Here is an 18,147-nt window from a genome sequence, read left to right on the forward strand (position 1 = left end):
GAGCCCGTTGTCAGTGCGGGGTCGTACGGTGGATGGCATGCGGCCCGTTTCCCACATCGAACGCACGGTGGCGCCCTTCGAGGTCGTCAGCCCCTACCAGCCCAGCGGCGACCAGCCGACGGCCATCGCCGACCTGGCCAAGCGCATCGGGGCCGGTGAGAAGGACGTCGTCCTGCTGGGCGCGACCGGCACCGGCAAGTCCGCCACCACGGCGTGGATGATCGAGCAGCTCCAGCGCCCCACGCTCGTGATGGCGCCGAACAAGACACTGGCCGCCCAGCTGGCCAACGAGTTCCGCGAGCTGCTCCCGAACAACGCGGTCGAGTACTTCGTCTCGTACTACGACTACTACCAGCCCGAGGCCTACGTCCCGCAGTCGGACACCTACATCGAGAAGGACTCCTCGATCAACGAGGAGGTGGAGCGCCTGCGGCACTCCGCGACCAACTCGCTGCTCACCCGCCGCGACGTCGTCGTGGTCGCCTCCGTCTCCTGCATCTACGGCCTCGGCACGCCACAGGAGTACGTGGACCGGATGGTCCCCCTCCGGGTGGGCGACGAGATCGACCGCGACGATCTGCTGCGCCGCTTCGTGGACATCCAGTACACGCGCAACGACATGGCGTTCACCCGCGGCACCTTCCGCGTCCGCGGCGACACCATCGAGATCTTCCCGGTGTACGAGGAACTGGCCGTCCGTATCGAGATGTTCGGCGACGAGATCGAGGCTCTGTCCACCCTCCACCCGCTCACCGGCGAGATCATCAGCGACGACCAGCAGCTGTACGTCTTCCCCGCCTCGCACTACATCGCCGGTCCCGAGCGCATGGAGCGGGCCGTGAACGACATCGAGAAGGAGCTGGCGGAGCGTCTGGCCGAGCTGGAGAAGCAGGGCAAGCTCCTGGAGGCGCAGCGGCTGCGGATGCGCACCACGTACGACATCGAGATGCTCCGCCAGATCGGCACCTGCTCCGGCGTGGAGAACTACTCGATGCACTTCGACGGCCGCTTGCCCGGCTCCCCGCCCAACACCCTGCTGGACTACTTCCCGGACGACTTCCTGCTCGTCATCGACGAGTCGCATGTCACCGTCCCGCAGATCGGCGCCATGTACGAGGGCGACGCCTCCCGCAAGCGCACCCTCGTGGAGCACGGCTTCCGCCTGCCCTCCGCGCTGGACAACCGCCCGCTGAAGTGGGAGGAGTTCCAGGAGCGCATCGAGCAGACCGTCTACCTGTCCGCCACTCCGGGCGCCTACGAGCTGTCGCGCTCCGACGGGGTCGTGGAGCAGATCATCCGCCCCACCGGCCTGGTCGACCCAGAGGTCGTGGTCAAGCCCACCGAGGGCCAGATCGACGACCTGGTGCACGAGATCCGCAAGCGCACAGAGAAGGACGAACGCGTCCTGGTCACCACGCTCACCAAGAAGATGGCCGAGGACCTCACGGACTACTTCCTGGAACTCGGCATCCAGGTCCGCTATCTGCACAGCGACGTCGACACCCTGCGCCGCGTCGAGCTGCTGCGCGAACTGCGCTCCGGCGAGTTCGACGTCCTGGTCGGCATCAACCTGCTGCGGGAGGGCCTGGACCTGCCCGAGGTCTCCCTCGTGGCGATCCTCGACGCCGACAAGGAGGGGTTCCTGCGCTCGGGGACGTCCCTGATCCAGACCATCGGCCGCGCGGCGCGCAATGTCTCCGGTCAGGTCCATATGTACGCCGACAAGATCACCCCGGCGATGGAGCGGGCCATCGACGAGACCAACCGGCGCCGCGAGAAGCAGATCGCCTTCAACAAGGCCAACGGCATCGACCCACAGCCGCTGCGCAAGAAGATCAACGACATCGTCGCGCAGATCGCCCGCGAGGAGGTCGACACCGAGCAGCTTCTCGGCACCGGATACCGCAAATCGAAGGACGGCAAGGGCGCCAAGGCCCCGGTCCCGTCGCTCGGCGACAAGGCGGCCAAGGGGGCGAAGACCGCCAAGCCCGCCAAGGGCAGGGCCAAGGCCAAGGACGCGGTGCCGACGGACCACCCGGCGGCCGAACTCGCCGCGCAGATCGAGGAGATGACGGAGCGCATGCGCGCCGCCGCCGCCGACCTGCAGTTCGAGATCGCGGCCCGGCTGCGTGACGAGGTCTCCGAGATGAAGAAGGAGCTGCGCCAGATGAGGGAGGCGGGGCTGGCCTGAACCCGCCACCGACCGTCCCGGACCTCGGTACGTGCGCGAAGTGTTGCAACACCGACACAAAGCGCGGACCGGGGTTCGGCACTGTCAGTGCCGGTGCGTAGGGTTCTGGTCAACCGCGGGCGCCGCGGCAACAGGGGAAACACCGAGAGGGGAAGCAGCCGTGACCGTCAACATGACCAAGGGTCAGGCCATCAGTCTGGAGAAGAAGGACGGGGGCACCCTGACCGCGGTCCGGATGGGTCTCGGCTGGCAGGCGGCCCCGCGCCGGGGTCTGTTCGGCTCCCGCACGCGGGAGATCGACCTGGACGCCTCCGCGGTGCTGTTCGCCGACAAGCAGCCCGTCGACGTGGTGTTCTTCCGCCATCTGGTGAGCGACGACGGCTCCGTGCGTCACACCGGTGACAATCTCGTGGGCGGCGCGGGCCAGGGCGGCGACGACGAGTCCATCCTCGTCGACCTCCAGCGGGTGCCTGTCCACATCGACCAGATCGTCTTCACCGTGAACTCCTTCACGGGCCAGACCTTCCAGGAGGTGCAGAACGCTTTCTGCCGCCTGGTCGACGAGACCAACGGCCAGGAACTCGCCCGCTACACGCTGGCCGGCGGCGGCGCCTACACCGCCCAGGTCATGGCCAAGGTGCACCGGTCCGGTGCCGGCTGGGCGATGACCGCCATCGGTACCCCGGCCAACGGCCGTACCTTCCAGGACCTGATGCCCGCGATCCTGCCGCACCTGTAGGACGACCGGCGACACCGACGAGCGGCGCACGACACCACGACACAGGGGGAAGGCGATGACGGCCGAACTGGTACGCGGGCAGAACCACCCGCTCTCCCAGGCCCGGCTAGAAATCCGGATCACGGCCGACGTGCCGGTCGTGGCGGGCGCCACGCTCAGCGACGAGACCGGCAGGGCGCGCGACGGCGCGTGGGTCGCCCACCCGGGCGCGCCCACGCTGCCCGGCATCGAGGTGTCCAGGCAGGCTGCCGCCGACCATCGGCTGGCCGTGGACCTTGCGGCCATGCCCGAGGCCGTGCACCGGGTCAACGTGCTGCTCGCCCTGCCCTCCGCGGTGGGCGGTCCGCTCCGTTTCGGCGCCGTCACCGCCCCGCGCGCCGCGGTCACAGGCCTCGACGGCACGGAGATCGCCCGTTACACGCTGACCGGGCTGGACGCCGAGTCGGCCGTGGTGGCCCTGGAGCTGTACCGCAGACAGGGCACCTGGAAGGTGCGCGCCGTCGGACAGGGCTACGCGGACGGTCTCGCCGCGCTCTTCACCGACCTCGGGGTGCCCCGGGCCGACGACCTCGCGGGCGGCATCCAGGAGGCGGTGGCCCGGGGCCTGGCCCGGTCGGTCGCGACACCCCCGCCGCGCCCGGCGGACGGCGACCGCATCCGCAGGGCTGCGGCGCCCGCGTCCGGCACCGACCAGCCGGGCTCCGCTTCCGGTGCCGCCGCCGGCCCGGTGCCGCCGCGGCCCGCCCATCCGTACGAGGCGTCCAGCCCCTACCCGGCGCAGACATCGGCAGGACCGGGGGAGCGCGGGTACGAGGCTGCGGCGGCCGACACGACACAGTCCACCGCGGCCACCGGCAGCCCGATCGACTACACCCACCCGAGCCGCGGACACGCGACGGCTCCACCGCCTCCGCCACAGGCGCCGCCCACCCCGCCGGGCGCGCCCGCGCCACCCGTGGCGGGCGACGCGGCCGGCTGGTCCCTCGACGAGCGGCTCTACAACCAGGTCTGGGGCATGTTCGAGGACCTGGCCCGGACGACGGCCGCGTACCGCAGCGCCGTCGACTTCGCGGACTCCCGCATGGAGAAGGAACTGGACCAGATCCTTTCCGACCCGCGCAGCAGGCTCGGCTCCGTCGGCGACGCCGCGCGGGACGCGGCGCGTGCCAAGCGCGCCCAGCTCGTCGACCAGGCCGCGGCGGTCCTCGACCGCGACCTCGCCCAGCTCACCGCCGAGGCCGGGGTCATAGAGCCCGCGTTTCCGCCGGCGTACGCCCGCTGGGACAACCCCGTCTGGCACGGGTACCGCGTGCCCACGGAGCCCCCCATGGCCCTGCGGCTGGGCGACCTCCATCTGCCGGAGAGCCCCGCGCTGCGCATACCGCTGCTGGTGCGGCTGCCCCTGGAGCGGGGACTGTGGATCGACAGCGGTCCCGCGGCGGCGGGCGTCTCGTTCCTGGACTCCGGTGAGCTGCGGCAGCGTGCGATGGAGACAGCGGTGGCGGTCGCGACCCGGCTGTTGGCCGCCCATCCGGCGGGCGACTTCGCGGCCCATGTGATCGATCCGGCCGGTTCGGCGACCCGGGAACTCGCTCCGCTGGTAGGGGCGGGCGTGCTGGCCGCGCCGCCGGCGACCGGCGCCGCGGGGGTGACACAGGTCCTGGGCGGGCTCACCCAGCGCGTCGACCTGGTGCAGATGGCGCTGCGCGGCGGCGCCGCCGATGCGTTGCCGCCCGGCCTCGACACGGCCCGGCAGCTGCTGATCGTCAACGACTTCCCGCACGGTTTCGACGACCGGGCCGTCACGGGCCTGCGCTACCTCGCGGACGAGGGCCCCTCGGTCGGCGTCCACCTGCTGATGGTCGCGGACCGCCAGGACGCCGCCGCGTACGGCCCTTTGCTGGACCCGCTGTGGCGTTCGCTCATGCGACTCACCCCGGTACCCGACGATCACCTCGCCGACCCCTGGGTCGGCCATGCCTGGACGTACGAGCCGTCGCTGGTCCCGCCCGGCAGTCAGGTGCTCGACCACGTGCTCACCCAGGTGGCCATCGCCCGCACCAAGATCAAGTAAAGGCCCTTGACCAGGCAGTTTGGTCATTTTTCGCCAATCACTTTACCTTTACTTGGTGTTTGGGGTACTGTCCTTCGTACGGAGGGGAGTACTCCCTGTCTGCTGCGGCGTACCCGTCAATACGGATCAGGCCAGATCCCGGGGCGTCGGCCCGTCTCGGGTGGAAGAGACCTCCGGCAGCGACGACGCTGACCCTTTGCCCGTTCACGTACCGGAGGCGCAGTGGATGTATCCGTGACCCTGTGGGTCCTGACCATCGCGGGGCTCGCCGCTCTGATCTCGGTCGACTTCTTCATCGGCCGCAAACCCCACGACGTGTCGATCAAGGAAGCCGGCATCTGGACGGTCGTCTGGATCGCCCTGGCCGGACTCTTCGGCCTCGGTCTGCTCGTCTTCGGTGGCGGCCAGCCGTCCGGCGAGTTCTTCGCGGGCTTCATCACCGAGAAGTCGCTGAGCGTCGACAATCTCTTCGTCTTCGTCCTGATCATGGCGAAGTTCGCGGTGCCCTCGCAGTACCAGCAGCGGGTGCTGCTCGTCGGCGTCCTCATAGCCCTGGTCCTGCGTGCGGTCTTCATCGCCGCGGGAGCCGCGATCATCACGAGCTTCTCCTGGGTCTTCTACCTCTTCGGCGCCTTCCTGATCTGGACCGCCTGGAAGCTGATCCAGGAGGCCAGGGCGGAGGAGCAGGAGGAGGAGTTCGAGGAGAACAAGCTGCTGAAGGCGGCCGAGCGCAGGTTCGGAGTGGCCGACCGCTACCACGGCACCAAGCTGTGGATCCAGCAGAACGGCAAGCGCGTCATGACGCCGATGCTGGTCGTGATGCTCGCGATCGGTACGACGGACGTGCTGTTCGCGCTGGACTCCATCCCCGCGATCTTCGGCCTGACGCAGGACCCATACATCGTCTTCACCGCCAACGCCTTCGCCCTGATGGGTCTCAGGCAGTTGTACTTCCTCATCGGCGGACTGCTCAGGAAGCTGGTCCACCTCTCGTACGGCCTGTCGGTCATCCTCGGCTTCATCGGCGTCAAGCTGGTGTTGCACGCCCTGCACGAGTCCGGGGTGCACGTCCCGGAGATCAGCATCCCCGTCTCGCTCGGCGTGATCTGCGGCGTCCTGATCGTCACGACGATTACCAGCCTCATGGCGAGCAAGAAACAGGCGGCGGCCGAGACGGCGCAGCCGCCGACGCCCAGCGAAGGACCCAAGGACAGCGTCGACGCCTGACCCCCGCGAAGGCGGGACAAGGCGCAGGCGACACCAGTCAGCACGGGAGCGGTGGGCAGTGCCTGGCCGCCCACCGCTCCCGCTGCTCCGCCGGGTGCCGAGCGGTCCCGTCCCTCCGGGACGGACGCGGGCAGCTCGGATCCCCGCCGATTCGGGATTGTCGGGTGCGTCGCTGCGCGCTCGCCTCCCTCGCCACCGAAAGGACCGGAATGCGAATCTTGTACGCCTCTGCCAGCATCGCCGCATGACCCATCGGTTCAGGTCGCTCACTCAGTGGACGCTCCTCGTGCCGGTGCTCGCGATCGTCCTTCTCGTCTTCACCTGGGGCCGTAGTCTGCCCGGTGCCGTCGTCGCGCTGGTGACCGTGGTCCTCGCCGGGTCCGTCCTGGCAGCCGTGCACCACGCCGAGGTGGTCGCCCACCGGGTCGGCGAACCCTTCGGCTCCCTCGTCCTCGCCATCGCCGTCACCATCATCGAGGTCGCCCTGATCGTCACCCTCATGATCGACGGCGGCGACAAGAGTTCAACACTGGCCCGGGACACGGTCTTCGCCGCGGTGATGATCACCTGCAACGGCGTGGTGGGGCTGTGCCTCCTCGGGTCCCTGCGCCACGGCACCGCCGTCTTCAACCCGGAGGGCACCGGCGCCGCTCTCGCGACCGTCGCGACCCTGGCGACACTCAGCCTGGTGCTGCCGACCTTCACCACCAGCAAACCGGGCCCCGAGTTCTCCGGGGTGCAACTGACCTTCGCGGCACTCTCCTCACTGATCCTCTACGGGCTGTTCGTGGCCACCCAGACCGTCCGGCACCGCGACTACTTTCTGCCGATCACCCGCCAGGGCGAGGTGATCACCGCGGACGACCACGCGACGGCGCCGTCCGCGCGCACCGCCTGGACCAGCCTCGGTCTGCTCGGCCTGGCCCTGATCGGCGTGGTCGGCCTCGCCAAGGGCGTGTCACCGACCATCGAGTCCGGAGTGGAAGCCGCCGGCCTGCACCATGCGGTCGTCGGCGTGGTCATCGCCTTGCTGGTGCTGCTGCCCGAGACGATCGCCGCGCTCCGTTCCACCCGCCGCGACCGGGTGCAGACCAGCCTCAACCTCGCCCTGGGCTCGGCGATGGCCAGCATCGGTCTGACCATCCCCGCCGTGGCCCTCGCCTCCGTCTGGCTCTCCGGACCGCTGGTCCTCGGACTCGGCTCCACACACATGCTGCTGCTCGCCCTGACCGTGGTGGTCAGCTCCCTGACCGTGGTGCCGGGCCATGCCACGCCCCTGCAGGGCGGGGTGCACCTGGTGCTGTTCGCGGCCTATCTGGAACTGGCGATCAACCCGTGACCGGCTTGGCCGTCACCGCCGGCACCGGACGGGTCTCCGGCAGCAGGGCGAAGCACCAAAGGCTGAGCAGCGCCACCCCGGTCAGATAGGCGCCCACGCCCCAGGGGACGCGCCCCGAGTGCTCGGCGAGCGCGGTCGCGACGATCGGCGTGAGCGCGCCGCCGAGGACTCCGCCGAGGTTGTAGCCCACCGCGGCGCCCGTGCAGCGCAGCCGGGCCTCGTACAGCTCCGGCAGATACGCGGCGATCACCGCGAACATGGTGATGAACGCGACCAGCGCACCGAGGAAGGCGAGGAACATGAGCAGCGGCTCCCCCGTGGCCAGGAGCGCGACCATCGGGAACATCCACAGGGCGGCGGCGGTGCACCCGGTCAGGCACATGGGCCGCCGCCCGAAGCGGTCGCCGAGCACGGCCATGAAGGGCGTCAGCGCCCCCTTCACCACCACGGCGGCCATGACACAGGTCAGCATGACGGAGCGGCTCACCCCGAGCCGCTCCGTCCCGTACGCGAGGGCCCAGGTGGTCACGGCGTAGAACACGGCGTACCCCACCGCGAGGGCTCCGGCCGTCAGCAGCACCAGCCGCCAGTGGTGCCGGAAGACGTCGACGAGCGGCACGCGCGCGTGGTCCTCGATGGCCAGGAACCCGGGGCTTTCGGTGAGCGAGGAGCGCAGCCACAGCCCCGTCAGGGCGAGCGCCCCGGCCATCCAGAAGGGCACCCGCCAGCCCCACTGCGCGAACTGCGTGTCCGACAGCGACGCCGACAGGGCCAGCATCACGCCATTGGCGAGCAGGAAGCCCAGTGAAGGCCCCACCTGGGGAAAGCTCGACCACAGCACCCGCCGTCCCGGAGGGGCGTGCTCCGCGGTCAGCAGCACCGCTCCGCCCCACTCACCGCCGAGTCCCAGCCCCTGCAGAAAGCGCAGGACGAGCAACAACAGGGGCGCGCCCGCCCCGATCGTCGAGTACGTCGGCAGACACCCCACCGCGACCGTCGACACGCCGGTGAGCAGCAGTGAGGCGATGAGAACCGGCCGCCGCCCCCGTCGGTCCCCCATGTGCCCGAACAGCACGGAACCCAGCGGCCGGGCGACGAACCCCACGCCGAACGTCGCGAAGGCGGCCAGTGTCCCCGCCAGCGGCGAGAACGTCGGGAAGAACAGCGGACCGAGGACGAGGGCCGCCGCGGTCCCGTAGACGAAGAAGTCGTAGAACTCGATCGCGCTGCCGACGAGCGAGGCGGCTGCGATCCGCAGCATGGACGGTGACCTTACGGTGCGTACATCGCGCATGCCGCGTCAACTACCCACAGTGATGGGCGGTTACGGGGGCGTGCGGAGGTGAGTCCTGCGTCAGCAGAGGACCGTGACGCGCCGGGCCGGGCCGTCGACGCGGATCGTTCCTCCAGGGCGAATCATGAACGGGGCCCGGTGCGAGCGAAGTCGACGTCGAAGACGACCGGCATGCAGGGGGCGTACGCCTGCGGCGCCCGGGCACAGAGCCTGGCCGCCGCCGCACAACGTGCCGCCGGCGCACCGTGGTAAACCGGGTCCCAGCAGCGGTCGTCGACACACCGCCACCCCGAACGGACCGGAGGAACCGTGCCCCGCACCCTGGCCAACGCCCCGATCATGATCCTCAACGGGCCCAATCTGAACCTGCTCGGCCAGCGCCAGCCCGAGATCTACGGCTCCGACACCCTCGCCGACATCGAGGCCCTGTGTGCCAAGGCCGCGGGGGCGCACGGCGGCACGGTGGACTTCCGGCAGTCCAACCACGAGGGCGTACTCGTCGACTGGATCCACGAGGCGCGGCTCAACCACTGCGGGATCGTCATCAACCCGGGTGCCTACTCGCACACATCCGTCGCGATTCTGGACGCGCTCAACGTCTGCGACGGCCTGCCCGTACTGGAGGTCCATATCTCCAACATCCACAAGCGTGAGTCGTTCCGTCACCACTCGTACGTCTCCCTGCGCGCCGACGGCGTCATCGCCGGGTGCGGAGTGCAGGGGTATGTGTTCGGCGTGGAGCGGGTCGCCGCTCTGGTGGGCGCGGCACAGACCGACGCCTAGGACGCACAGGTTTGAAAGCCGATCGACGTCTTAAAGCCGACTGCCGTCTTCGAGCCGGCCGCCGACTTCAAGTCGTCGCCTTGTAGGCGGCTTGAAAGCGGCTCAGAGGCGGCCCGCCTCCACGATCCGCCGCAGAAAGCGGCGGGTGCGCTCCTGCTGCGGATCCTCGAAGACCTGCTCGGCGGTGCCCCGCTCCAGCACGACGCCGCCGTCCAGGAAACAGACCTGGTCGGCGACGTCCCGGGCGAAGCCCATCTCGTGCGTTGCCAGCACCATGGTCATGCCGTCGTCCTTCAGGTCGCGGACCACGGTGAGCACCTCGCCCACCAGCTCGGGATCGAGGGCCGCGGTGATCTCGTCGAGCAGCAGCAGTCGCGGGCGCACCGCCAGGGCCCGCACGATCGCCACCCGTTGCTGCTGGCCACCGCTCAACCGGTCCGGGTACGCCCGCGCCTTGTCACCCAGACCAAGCCGCTCCAGCAGCTCCACGGCGCGCTCCTCCGCCTCCGCGCGCGCCACCCCGTGCACCCGGCGCGGGGCGAGCGTGATGTTCTCCAGCACCGTCATGTGCGGAAAGAGGTTGTACGCCTGGAAGACCACGCCGATACGGCGCCGTATCGCGTCCTGGTCGACCCTGGGGTCGGTGATCTCCACGCCGTCCAGCCAGATCGCGCCGTCGTCGATCTCCTCCAGGAGGTTGGCGCAGCGCAGCAGCGTCGACTTGCCCGAGCCGGAGGCGCCGATCAGCGCCGTCACCGTGTGCGGTGCTACCTCCAGATCCACGTCCCGCAGGACGACCGTGCCACCGAAGGTCTTGCGGACGGACTCCATGCGCAGCACGGGGGAGCCCTCCGTGTGCGTGGTGCTCATATCGTGCCTCCCTGGGTCCGTTGCCGGTCCATCCGGGCCGTCATCCAGTCCGTGAAGCGGGTCATCGGGATCGTCAGCGCGACGAAGACCAGTCCCGCGACGATGTACGGCGTGTAGTTGAGACTGCGGCCCACGATGATGTCCGCGGCCCGCACGGCGTCCACGGCGCCGCCGATGGACACGAGCCCGGTGTCCTTCTGAAGCGATACCAAGTCGTTGAGCAGAGGCGGCACCTGGCGACGCACCGCCTGGGGCAGCACCACATGGCGCAGCGCCTGCCGGTTGGTCAGGCCGAGCGAGCGGGCCGCCGCACGCTGCGAGGGATGCACGGACTCGATGCCGGCGCGGAAGACCTCGGCCACGTATGCCGAGTACGTCAGGGTCAGCGCCGTGCCGCCCAGCAGCACCGGATCGACCGTCACGCCCTGCAGCCGCAGCGCCGGAACGCCCAGCACCACGATCATCAGATTGATGATCAGCGGCAGTCCGCGGAAGAAGTCGGTGTACGCGGCGGCCAGCACCCGCAACGGGAAGAACACCGGGCCGCGCAGTGTGCGCGCGACGGCGATCAGCATGCCGAGGACCAGGACGGCGACGCCGCAGACGAGCAGCAGCCGGACGTTCAGCCACAGCCCTTCGAGGACCTTCGGGAACGCCTCGCGCGCGTACCGCCCGTTGAAGAACGTCTCCTGGGTGCGCGGCCAGCCCGGTGCGTTGACGACGACCAGATACAGGACGGCGGCCGTCGCCAGCGTCGACAGCGCCGCAACGGCCGTGGCGCGCCGGGTCCGGGCGCGCTTGTGGCGTTCGCGGTCGAGCCGCCGCCGCGACGGGACGTAACCGTCGCCGGGGCGGGCGCCGGTCGGCTCACCCGAGACGCGACCCTTGTCGTCCGCGCCCTCCCGGCCGGACTCGCCCTTCGTGACCGTCACTTGAGCACGGGGGCGTCGACGGCATCGGACAGCCACTGCGTCTCGATCCGGGCGAGGGTGCCGTCCTTGCGCAGCGCGTCGACGGCCCGCGTGACACACGAGGTGAGCGCGCTGCCCTTGTCGAGGACGAGCCCGAACTGCTCCGGGGTGCCGCCCTGGTTCTCGAACTGGCCCACGATCTCGGCGCTCGGGATCTCGGCGGCCGTGATGTAGAACGCGGTCGGCAGGTCGGCGACGATGGCGTCGACCTGGCCGTTCTTCAGCGCGGATTTCGCCTGGTCGTTCTTGGCGTACACGGCCGCCTCCCGCTTGGGCCGCACCAGGTCGTTGATGTAGTCCAGGCTGGTGGTGCCCACCTGGGCGCCCAGCTTGAGATCCGCCAGATCCGCGATGCCCGTCGCCTTCGTGGCCTTCGTGCCCTTGAGGGCGATGACGGCCTGGCGCACGTCGTAGTAGCCGGACGAGAAGTCCACGGCCTTCTTGCGCTCGGCGCTGATCGACACCTGGTTGATGTCGAAGTCGAAGGTCTTGGCCCCTGGCGCGAAGGCCTTGTTGAAGGGCACGCTCTGCCAGACGACGGCGTCCCGGTCGTAGCCGAGCTGCCGGGCCACCGCGTACGCCACCGCCGACTCGAAGCCCTTCCCGTTGGCGGGCTCGTCGTCCTTGAACCACGGTTCGTAGGCGGGTTCGTCCGTGGCGATGGTCAGCTTGCCGGCTGTCCTGGTGTCCAACTCGCCCTTGGCACAGGTGGTCCCGTCCGAACCGGACGGCGTGGTGGCCGCCTTCTCCTCGGGCTGCGGAGCGCAGCCGACGGCGGTGGCGAGCAGGGCTATGACGGCGGCGACGGCGCCGCGCAGCGCGCGAGGGGCAAGATGCATGGCGGGAGAGTGGCAGTGAATGCCGTGTTTGTCGAGGTCATGACGGTAATTGTCCGCATGCTGGGAATGGGTGTTGCCGCCGTGTGAACGCCGCCGGCCCGCCGATGGCGGCCCGTGCCTCCCGGTGACCGGCCCGGGCCCGACCGACCACGCCCGCCTCCGTGGCCGGCGGCCTGGGTCCGCCTGTCCGCCGCCTGGGCCGCCGGCCGAGGGCGGGATGATGGTGTGGCCGACGGCCCGTCCCGCCCAGGAGCCGTCATCCTGCGCGGGGCTGCTACCAGTTGACCGCGCATCAGCGCATTCCGGGAGCGCGCACGCGCCCTCGACGTGTGCGAACGATTCACACGGGGCGCGCGCCGCCACCTTGCGCGGAGCGTACGGGCCGAGTGTGCGCCGGGGGCGGGACCCGAGTGCCCGCGCTCGGCGCTCGTGGCAGGCGCGTACGCGGCGCATGCGCACGGGCCGCGCATGCGCCAGCGTGAAGACGGCGACCGCGCGCCACACCGTGCACCACTTCGCAACGCAGCGCCCCGCGCCGATCGGTGGCGGGGCGAATGGCTGCATCGGCGTTCGCTGTCAGAGGTCGGTCCTGCCGCCGAAGTGCTCCGGAACCTGCTCGCGCAGTGTCCGCTCCACATCCCAGAACTCCTGCTCCTGACCGAGGCGAGAGCGCTGAAGCGCCGTACGCAGACCCTTGATCAGGCTCTCCAGCCGTATCTCGTCGCCCAGTTCGCCGGCGCGTCGCGCCTCGGCCAGGAGACCGGCGAAAGCCCCCACCGCGGCATCCCGGTGCTCCTCCCAGAGCCAGGCGAACACACTGCCGAACGGCTCTCCGGGGATCACGACGTCGGCGTCCCGGCCGTAGTGAGCGATCTCTTCGGCCTCGCTACGGACGAACCCGCTCAGCAAGTGCTTGAACGTCCGGTGCGGAACCCCCATGCGGTCCATGTACGTCCCTTCGCCGTCGACTGCCAGGGACATCGTGACGGGCTCGGAGACGGTGCGACAGAGGGAGCGCGACGGCGGGCGACGTGAGGGCGATGTGACAGAGCACGTCCGGGTCGCACCTGGGGGTCTACCAGCCGCGGGCCCACCACTCCTGGATGTGGGGACGTTCCGCCCCGAGGGTGGTGTCGTTGCCGTGGCCCGGGTAGATCCACGTCTCGTCCGGCAGCGTGAAGACCTTCGTCTCAAGCCCGGACATGAGGCTCTCGAAGTCCGCGGGTCGCGTCGTCCGGCCGGGACCCCCGGGGAAGAGGCAGTCCCCGGTGAAGACGTGCGGGTGGCCGTGCGGGTCGTCGTAGACCAGCGCGATCGACCCCGGGGTGTGCCCCACCAGATGGCGCGCGGTCAGCTGGACCTGGCCGACCCGGATGATGTCGCCGTCGTCGACCGGGACGTCGGTCGGCACCGGGATGCCGGCGGCATCGTCCCGGCCCGCGAACGTACGCGCGCCCGTGGCCGCCACCACCCGGTCGAGCGCCTGCCAGTGGTCACCGTGCTGGTGCGTGGTGACGACGGAGGCGATGCCGTCGTCACCGATCATGCCGAGCAGCGTCTCCGCGTCGTTGGCGGCGTCGATCAGCAACTGCTCGTCGGTGGCCCGGCAGCGCAGCAGATAGGCGTTGTTGTCCATCGGCCCGACCGCGATCTTGGTGATCATCAGGTCCTTGAGTTCGTGCACGTCCGCCGGTCCGCCGACCGTCACCTCTCCGCTGTACGTCATGGCCGCCAGCCTATAGCGGGGAGCGGCCCGGGGGCTCCGCCGGCTACAGCGGAGGCAGCGTCGGCAGCGGGCCGCCCACGGCTCGCAGGGCGGAGCCGTCGCGCCGCCCGGCCAGCCAGCCGAGCAGGTCGGCGGCCGATCCCTCGACGGCGATCGGGCCGCCCTCGGCGCCGCCGCCCGTGGCCCATGTGTGGCCCTCGTCGTCGGCCAGACTCGTCGCGGGCACGTCCCGGTGACCGCGGAAGCGCTCTGCTAGGAAGTCGATCTCGCGCACCACGAACTCCGCCGGAAGATCCTCCAGCTCGTACCCGATCCCGAGATCCACGTGGTGCAGCTCGACCTCGGCCCAGCGCCGGAACGGCACCCGCCACGCCGCGTCGACGACCCCGTTGCGCAGTTCCACCGTCCGGGTCCAGTCCGCGGGCGCGGCGCCCACGTTATGGAAGCGGGCCGCGCTGTTGCGCAGGTCGGCGAGCTGGACGTCCAGGGGGCGCGGGGCGTCCCGCTCGATGTCGGCGTCGCGGGCCTCGGCGGAGGCGTACATGGGACGCCCCTCCAGGACGTTCACGAGCGCGTCCGCGTTGCGGGCCAGGTGGGCCAGGATGTGTCCGCGGGTCCAGCCGGGCAGCCGTGACGACTCGGTCACGGCAGCGTTGTCCAGTGCGGCGGCTGCGATGAGGAGCCGATCGGACGCGGTACGTACAGACACCAGGTCGTGGGCGTGATCAACCATGGGGCCGACCCTAGCCCCGCCACTCCTTCGGGTGAAGGTTGTGGGGCTGGCCCGCAAATCGAATGTGCGTGCTATATCGTCGGGGGCGGCGTCGGGCATGCTGGATGGCCCGGGTTTGTTATCCAACCGGGAATCCGACCGGCGTTGTCAGTGGCTCCCCCTAGTCTGAAGAAGCACGGGGGCCCCGGCCCCTGTCACTTCTCTGAAGAAAGGTGCGGACCGGCGTGGCCGACCGTCTCATCGTCCGTGGCGCGCGCGAGCACAACCTGAAGAATGTCTCGCTCGACCTGCCGCGTGACTCGCTCATCGTCTTCACGGGCCTGTCGGGGTCGGGCAAGTCCTCGCTGGCCTTCGACACCATCTTCGCCGAGGGACAGCGGCGCTACGTGGAGTCGCTGTCCTCCTACGCCCGGCAGTTCCTCGGACAGATGGACAAGCCGGACGTCGACTTCATCGAGGGCCTGTCCCCGGCGGTCTCCATCGACCAGAAGTCGACCTCGCGCAACCCCCGCTCCACGGTCGGCACCATCACCGAGGTCTACGACTACCTGCGTCTGCTCTTCGCGCGCATCGGCAAGCCGCACTGCCCCGAGTGCGGCCGGCCCATCTCGCGCCAGTCGCCGCAGGCCATCGTGGACAGGGTCCTGGAACTGCCGGAGGGGAGCCGCTTCCAGGTGCTCTCGCCCCTCGTGCGCGAGCGCAAGGGCGAGTTCGTCGACCTGTTCGCCGACCTTCAGACGAAGGGGTACAGCCGTGCGCGTGTGGACGGGGAGACCGTCCAGCTCTCCGAACCGCCCGCGCTGAAGAAGCAGGAGAAGCACACCATCGAGGTGGTCGTCGACCGCCTCACAGTGAAGGACTCCGCCAAGCGGCGCCTCACCGACTCCGTGGAAACCGCCCTCGGCCTGTCCGGTGGCATGGTCGTGCTCGACTTCGTCGACCTCCCCGAGGACGACCCCGAGCGCGAGCGCATGTTCTCGGAGCACCTGTACTGCCCCTACGACGACCTGTCCTTCGAGGAACTGGAGCCCCGCTCCTTCTCCTTCAACTCGCCCTTCGGCGCATGCCCCGAATGCACCGGCATCGGCACGCGCATGGAGGTCGACCCCGAGCTGATCGTCCCGGACGAGGACAAGTCCCTCGACGACGGCGCCATCCACCCCTGGTCGCACGGGCACACCAAGGACTACTTCGGCCGACTCGTCGGCGCCCTGGCGGACGCCCTCGGATTCCGGACGGACATTCCGTTCGCCGGCCTTCCGCAGCGCGCCAGGAAGGCCCTGCTCTACGGCCACAAGACGCAGATCGAGGTGCGCTACCGCAACCGGTACGGGCGAGAGCGCGTGTACACGACGCCCTTCGAGGGAGCCGTGCCCTTCGTCAAGCGCCGGCACAGCGAGGCCGAGAGCGACGCCAGCCGCGAGCGCTTCGAGGGCTATATGCGCGAGGTGCCCTGCCCCACCTGTGAGGGCACGAGGCTCAAGCCGATCGTCCTCGCCGTCACGATCATGGGGAAGTCGATCGCCGAGGTCTCCGCGATGTCGATCAGTGACTGCGCGGACTTCCTGGGCGAGCTGAAGCTGAGTGCCCGGGACAAGAAGATCGCCGAGCGGGTGCTGAAGGAGGTCAACGAGCGGCTGAGGTTCCTGGTGGACGTCGGCCTGGACTACCTCTCGCTGAACCGCGCCGCCGGCACGCTCTCCGGTGGCGAGGCCCAGCGCATCCGCCTGGCCACCCAGATCGGCTCCGGGCTGGTCGGCGTCCTGTACGTCCTCGACGAACCGTCGATCGGCCTGCACCAGCGCGACAACCACCGGCTCATCGAGACCCTGGTCCGGCTGCGCGACATGGGCAACACGCTCATCGTCGTCGAGCACGACGAGGACACCATCAAGATCGCCGACTGGGTCGTGGACATCGGCCCCGGCGCGGGCGAGCACGGCGGAAAGGTCGTGCACAGCGGCTCCCTCAAGGAACTGCTCGTCAACGAGGAGTCGCAGACCGGTCAGTACCTGGCGGGCAGGAAGTCCATTCCGGTGCCCGACGTCCGGCGCCCGCAGGACCGGTCCCGCAGACTCACGGTGCACGGGGCCCGGGAGAACAACCTCCAGGACATCGACGTGTCCTTCCCGCTGGGTGTGTTCACGGCCGTCACGGGTGTGTCCGGCTCCGGGAAGTCGACGCTGGTCAACGACATCCTCTACACACACCTGGCCCGCGAGCTGAACGGCGCCCGCAATGTGCCGGGGCGGCACACGCGCGTGGACGGCGACGACCTCGTCGACAAGGTGGTGCACGTCGACCAGTCGCCCATCGGCCGCACCCCCCGGTCCAACCCGGCGACGTACACCGGTGTCTTCGACCACATCCGCAAGCTGTTCGCCGAGACCACCGAAGCCAAGGTCCGCGGCTACCAGCCCGGCCGCTTCTCCTTCAACGTCAAGGGCGGCCGCTGCGAGAACTGTGCGGGCGACGGCACGATCAAGATCGAGATGAACTTCCTCCCGGACGTCTACGTGCCGTGTGAGGTCTGCCACGGCGCCCGGTACAACCGGGAGACCCTGGAGGTCCACTACAAGGGCAAGTCCATCGCCGAGGTCCTGAACATGCCGATCGAGGAGGCCCTCGACTTCTTCGAGGCCGTCCCCGCGATCGCCCGCCACCTCAGGACCCTGCACGACGTCGGACTCGGCTACGTCCGGCTCGGCCAGTCCGCGACCACCCTGTCGGGTGGCGAGGCGCAGCGCGTCAAGCTCGCGAGCGAACTCCAGCGCCGCTCCACCGGGCGCACCGTCTACGTCCTGGACGAGCCGACCACCGGTCTGCACTTCGAGGACATCAGCAAGCTGCTGAAGGTCCTCTCCGGCCTGGTCGACAAGGGCAACACGGTCATCGTCATCGAGCACAACCTCGATGTGATCAAGACCGCTGACTGGGTTGTCGACATGGGCCCCGAGGGCGGTGCGGGCGGCGGTCTCGTCGTCGCCGAGGGCACACCGGAGGAGGTCGCCGGGGTCCCGACGAGCCACACCGGCAAGTTCCTGCGTGAGGTCCTGGACGCCGAACGCATCAGCGACGCGGCCTCGGTGCCCGCCCCGCGCCGGGCCTCGGCCAAGAAGACCGTCGCGGCCAAGTCGACGGCGAAGCGGACGACCACGGCCAGAACGGCGAAGACCGCGAACAACACGGCGACCAAGAAGGCCGAGGGGGTCACCAAGAAGGCGGCACCCGCGAAGAAGACGACACGGACGCGCAAGGCCTAGACGCGCCCGGACCCGCGCAGCCGGGCGGCGACCGCGTCCTGACAAGTCCTCAAACAAGCGGCGCCCCGCGGGAACTCCCCGCGGGGCGCCGCTCGTTC

Annotated in this window: 14 protein-coding genes; 7 read left to right on the forward strand and 7 right to left on the reverse strand. The window is 69.9% G+C overall.

Features of this window, described 5'->3' with window-relative positions:
* Window positions 1–37 precede the first annotated feature (37 nt).
* The 5 genes from uvrB to ABT245_RS19450 all read left to right on the forward strand — a co-directional run bounded on the left by uvrB (window position 38) and on the right by ABT245_RS19450 (window position 7,570).
* The gene (uvrB, locus tag ABT245_RS19430) at window positions 38–2,191 is read left to right on the forward strand and encodes an excinuclease ABC subunit UvrB (RefSeq protein WP_351735119.1); all 2,154 of its coding nucleotides are present in this window, start codon (window positions 38–40) and stop codon (window positions 2,189–2,191) included.
* A 160-nt stretch (window positions 2,192–2,351) separates the two neighbouring features.
* A complete protein-coding gene (locus tag ABT245_RS19435) occupies window positions 2,352–2,930 on the forward strand; it encodes a TerD family protein (RefSeq protein ID WP_351735121.1) in 579 nt (192 codons plus the stop codon).
* 55 nt (window positions 2,931–2,985) lie between these two features.
* Window positions 2,986–5,004 (forward strand): TerD family protein, encoded by a 2,019-nt coding sequence (locus tag ABT245_RS19440; protein WP_351735123.1) that lies wholly within the window; start codon window positions 2,986–2,988, stop codon window positions 5,002–5,004.
* Between the two features lie 234 nt (window positions 5,005–5,238).
* Complete coding sequence (locus ABT245_RS19445; RefSeq protein ID WP_351735125.1) at window positions 5,239–6,231, forward strand: TerC family protein; 993 nt, start codon at window positions 5,239–5,241, stop codon at window positions 6,229–6,231.
* A 244-nt stretch (window positions 6,232–6,475) separates the two neighbouring features.
* Window positions 6,476–7,570 carry a calcium:cation antiporter gene (locus ABT245_RS19450; RefSeq protein WP_351735127.1) on the forward strand — a complete coding sequence of 365 codons (1,095 nt, stop codon included), beginning with the start codon at window positions 6,476–6,478 and terminating at the stop codon, window positions 7,568–7,570.
* On the opposite strand, the gene ABT245_RS19455 is transcribed toward ABT245_RS19450, so the two are convergent.
* Window positions 7,560–8,831, reverse strand: coding sequence for an MFS transporter (locus ABT245_RS19455; protein WP_351735129.1), 1,272 nt, complete (start codon window positions 8,829–8,831; stop codon window positions 7,560–7,562). The genes ABT245_RS19450 and ABT245_RS19455 overlap by 11 nt on opposite strands.
* A 342-nt stretch (window positions 8,832–9,173) precedes the next feature.
* On the opposite strand from ABT245_RS19455, the gene aroQ reads away from it, so the two are divergent.
* Window positions 9,174–9,647: a type II 3-dehydroquinate dehydratase gene (gene aroQ, locus ABT245_RS19460; RefSeq protein WP_351735131.1), complete on the forward strand. Its 474-nt coding sequence runs from the start codon at window positions 9,174–9,176 to the stop codon at window positions 9,645–9,647.
* 102 nt (window positions 9,648–9,749) lie between these two features.
* Here the strand turns inward: aroQ and ABT245_RS19465 are convergent, their stop codons facing one another.
* The 6 genes from ABT245_RS19465 to ABT245_RS19490 form a co-directional block, all read right to left on the reverse strand.
* On the reverse strand, window positions 9,750–10,517 hold the full coding sequence (locus ABT245_RS19465) for an amino acid ABC transporter ATP-binding protein (RefSeq protein ID WP_351735133.1): 768 nt from the start codon (window positions 10,515–10,517) through the stop codon (window positions 9,750–9,752).
* The gene (locus ABT245_RS19470; RefSeq protein WP_351735135.1) at window positions 10,514–11,449 is read right to left on the reverse strand and encodes an amino acid ABC transporter permease; all 936 of its coding nucleotides are present in this window, start codon (window positions 11,447–11,449) and stop codon (window positions 10,514–10,516) included. Before ABT245_RS19470 ends, ABT245_RS19465 begins: the two co-directional genes overlap by 4 nt.
* On the reverse strand, window positions 11,446–12,327 hold the full coding sequence (locus ABT245_RS19475) for an ABC transporter substrate-binding protein (RefSeq protein ID WP_351735137.1): 882 nt from the start codon (window positions 12,325–12,327) through the stop codon (window positions 11,446–11,448). Before ABT245_RS19475 ends, ABT245_RS19470 begins: the two co-directional genes overlap by 4 nt.
* A 576-nt stretch (window positions 12,328–12,903) precedes the next feature.
* Window positions 12,904–13,308, reverse strand: a complete 405-nt coding sequence (locus ABT245_RS19480; protein ID WP_351735139.1) for a hypothetical protein — start codon at window positions 13,306–13,308, stop codon at window positions 12,904–12,906.
* A 94-nt stretch (window positions 13,309–13,402) separates the two neighbouring features.
* Window positions 13,403–14,053, reverse strand: a complete 651-nt coding sequence (locus tag ABT245_RS19485; RefSeq protein ID WP_351735141.1) for an MBL fold metallo-hydrolase — start codon at window positions 14,051–14,053, stop codon at window positions 13,403–13,405.
* A 43-nt stretch (window positions 14,054–14,096) separates the two neighbouring features.
* Window positions 14,097–14,786, reverse strand: coding sequence for a maleylpyruvate isomerase family mycothiol-dependent enzyme (locus tag ABT245_RS19490; protein ID WP_351735143.1), 690 nt, complete (start codon window positions 14,784–14,786; stop codon window positions 14,097–14,099).
* A 224-nt stretch (window positions 14,787–15,010) separates the two neighbouring features.
* Here ABT245_RS19490 and uvrA point away from each other — a divergent pair, with 224 nt between their 5' ends.
* Window positions 15,011–18,049: an excinuclease ABC subunit UvrA gene (gene uvrA, locus ABT245_RS19495; RefSeq protein WP_351735145.1), complete on the forward strand. Its 3,039-nt coding sequence runs from the start codon at window positions 15,011–15,013 to the stop codon at window positions 18,047–18,049.
* The last annotated feature ends 98 nt before the right edge of the window (window positions 18,050–18,147 follow it).

The sequence above is a fragment of the Streptomyces sp. NPDC001508 genome, from assembly GCF_040298665.1.
GTDB lineage: Bacteria > Actinomycetota > Actinomycetes > Streptomycetales > Streptomycetaceae > Streptomyces.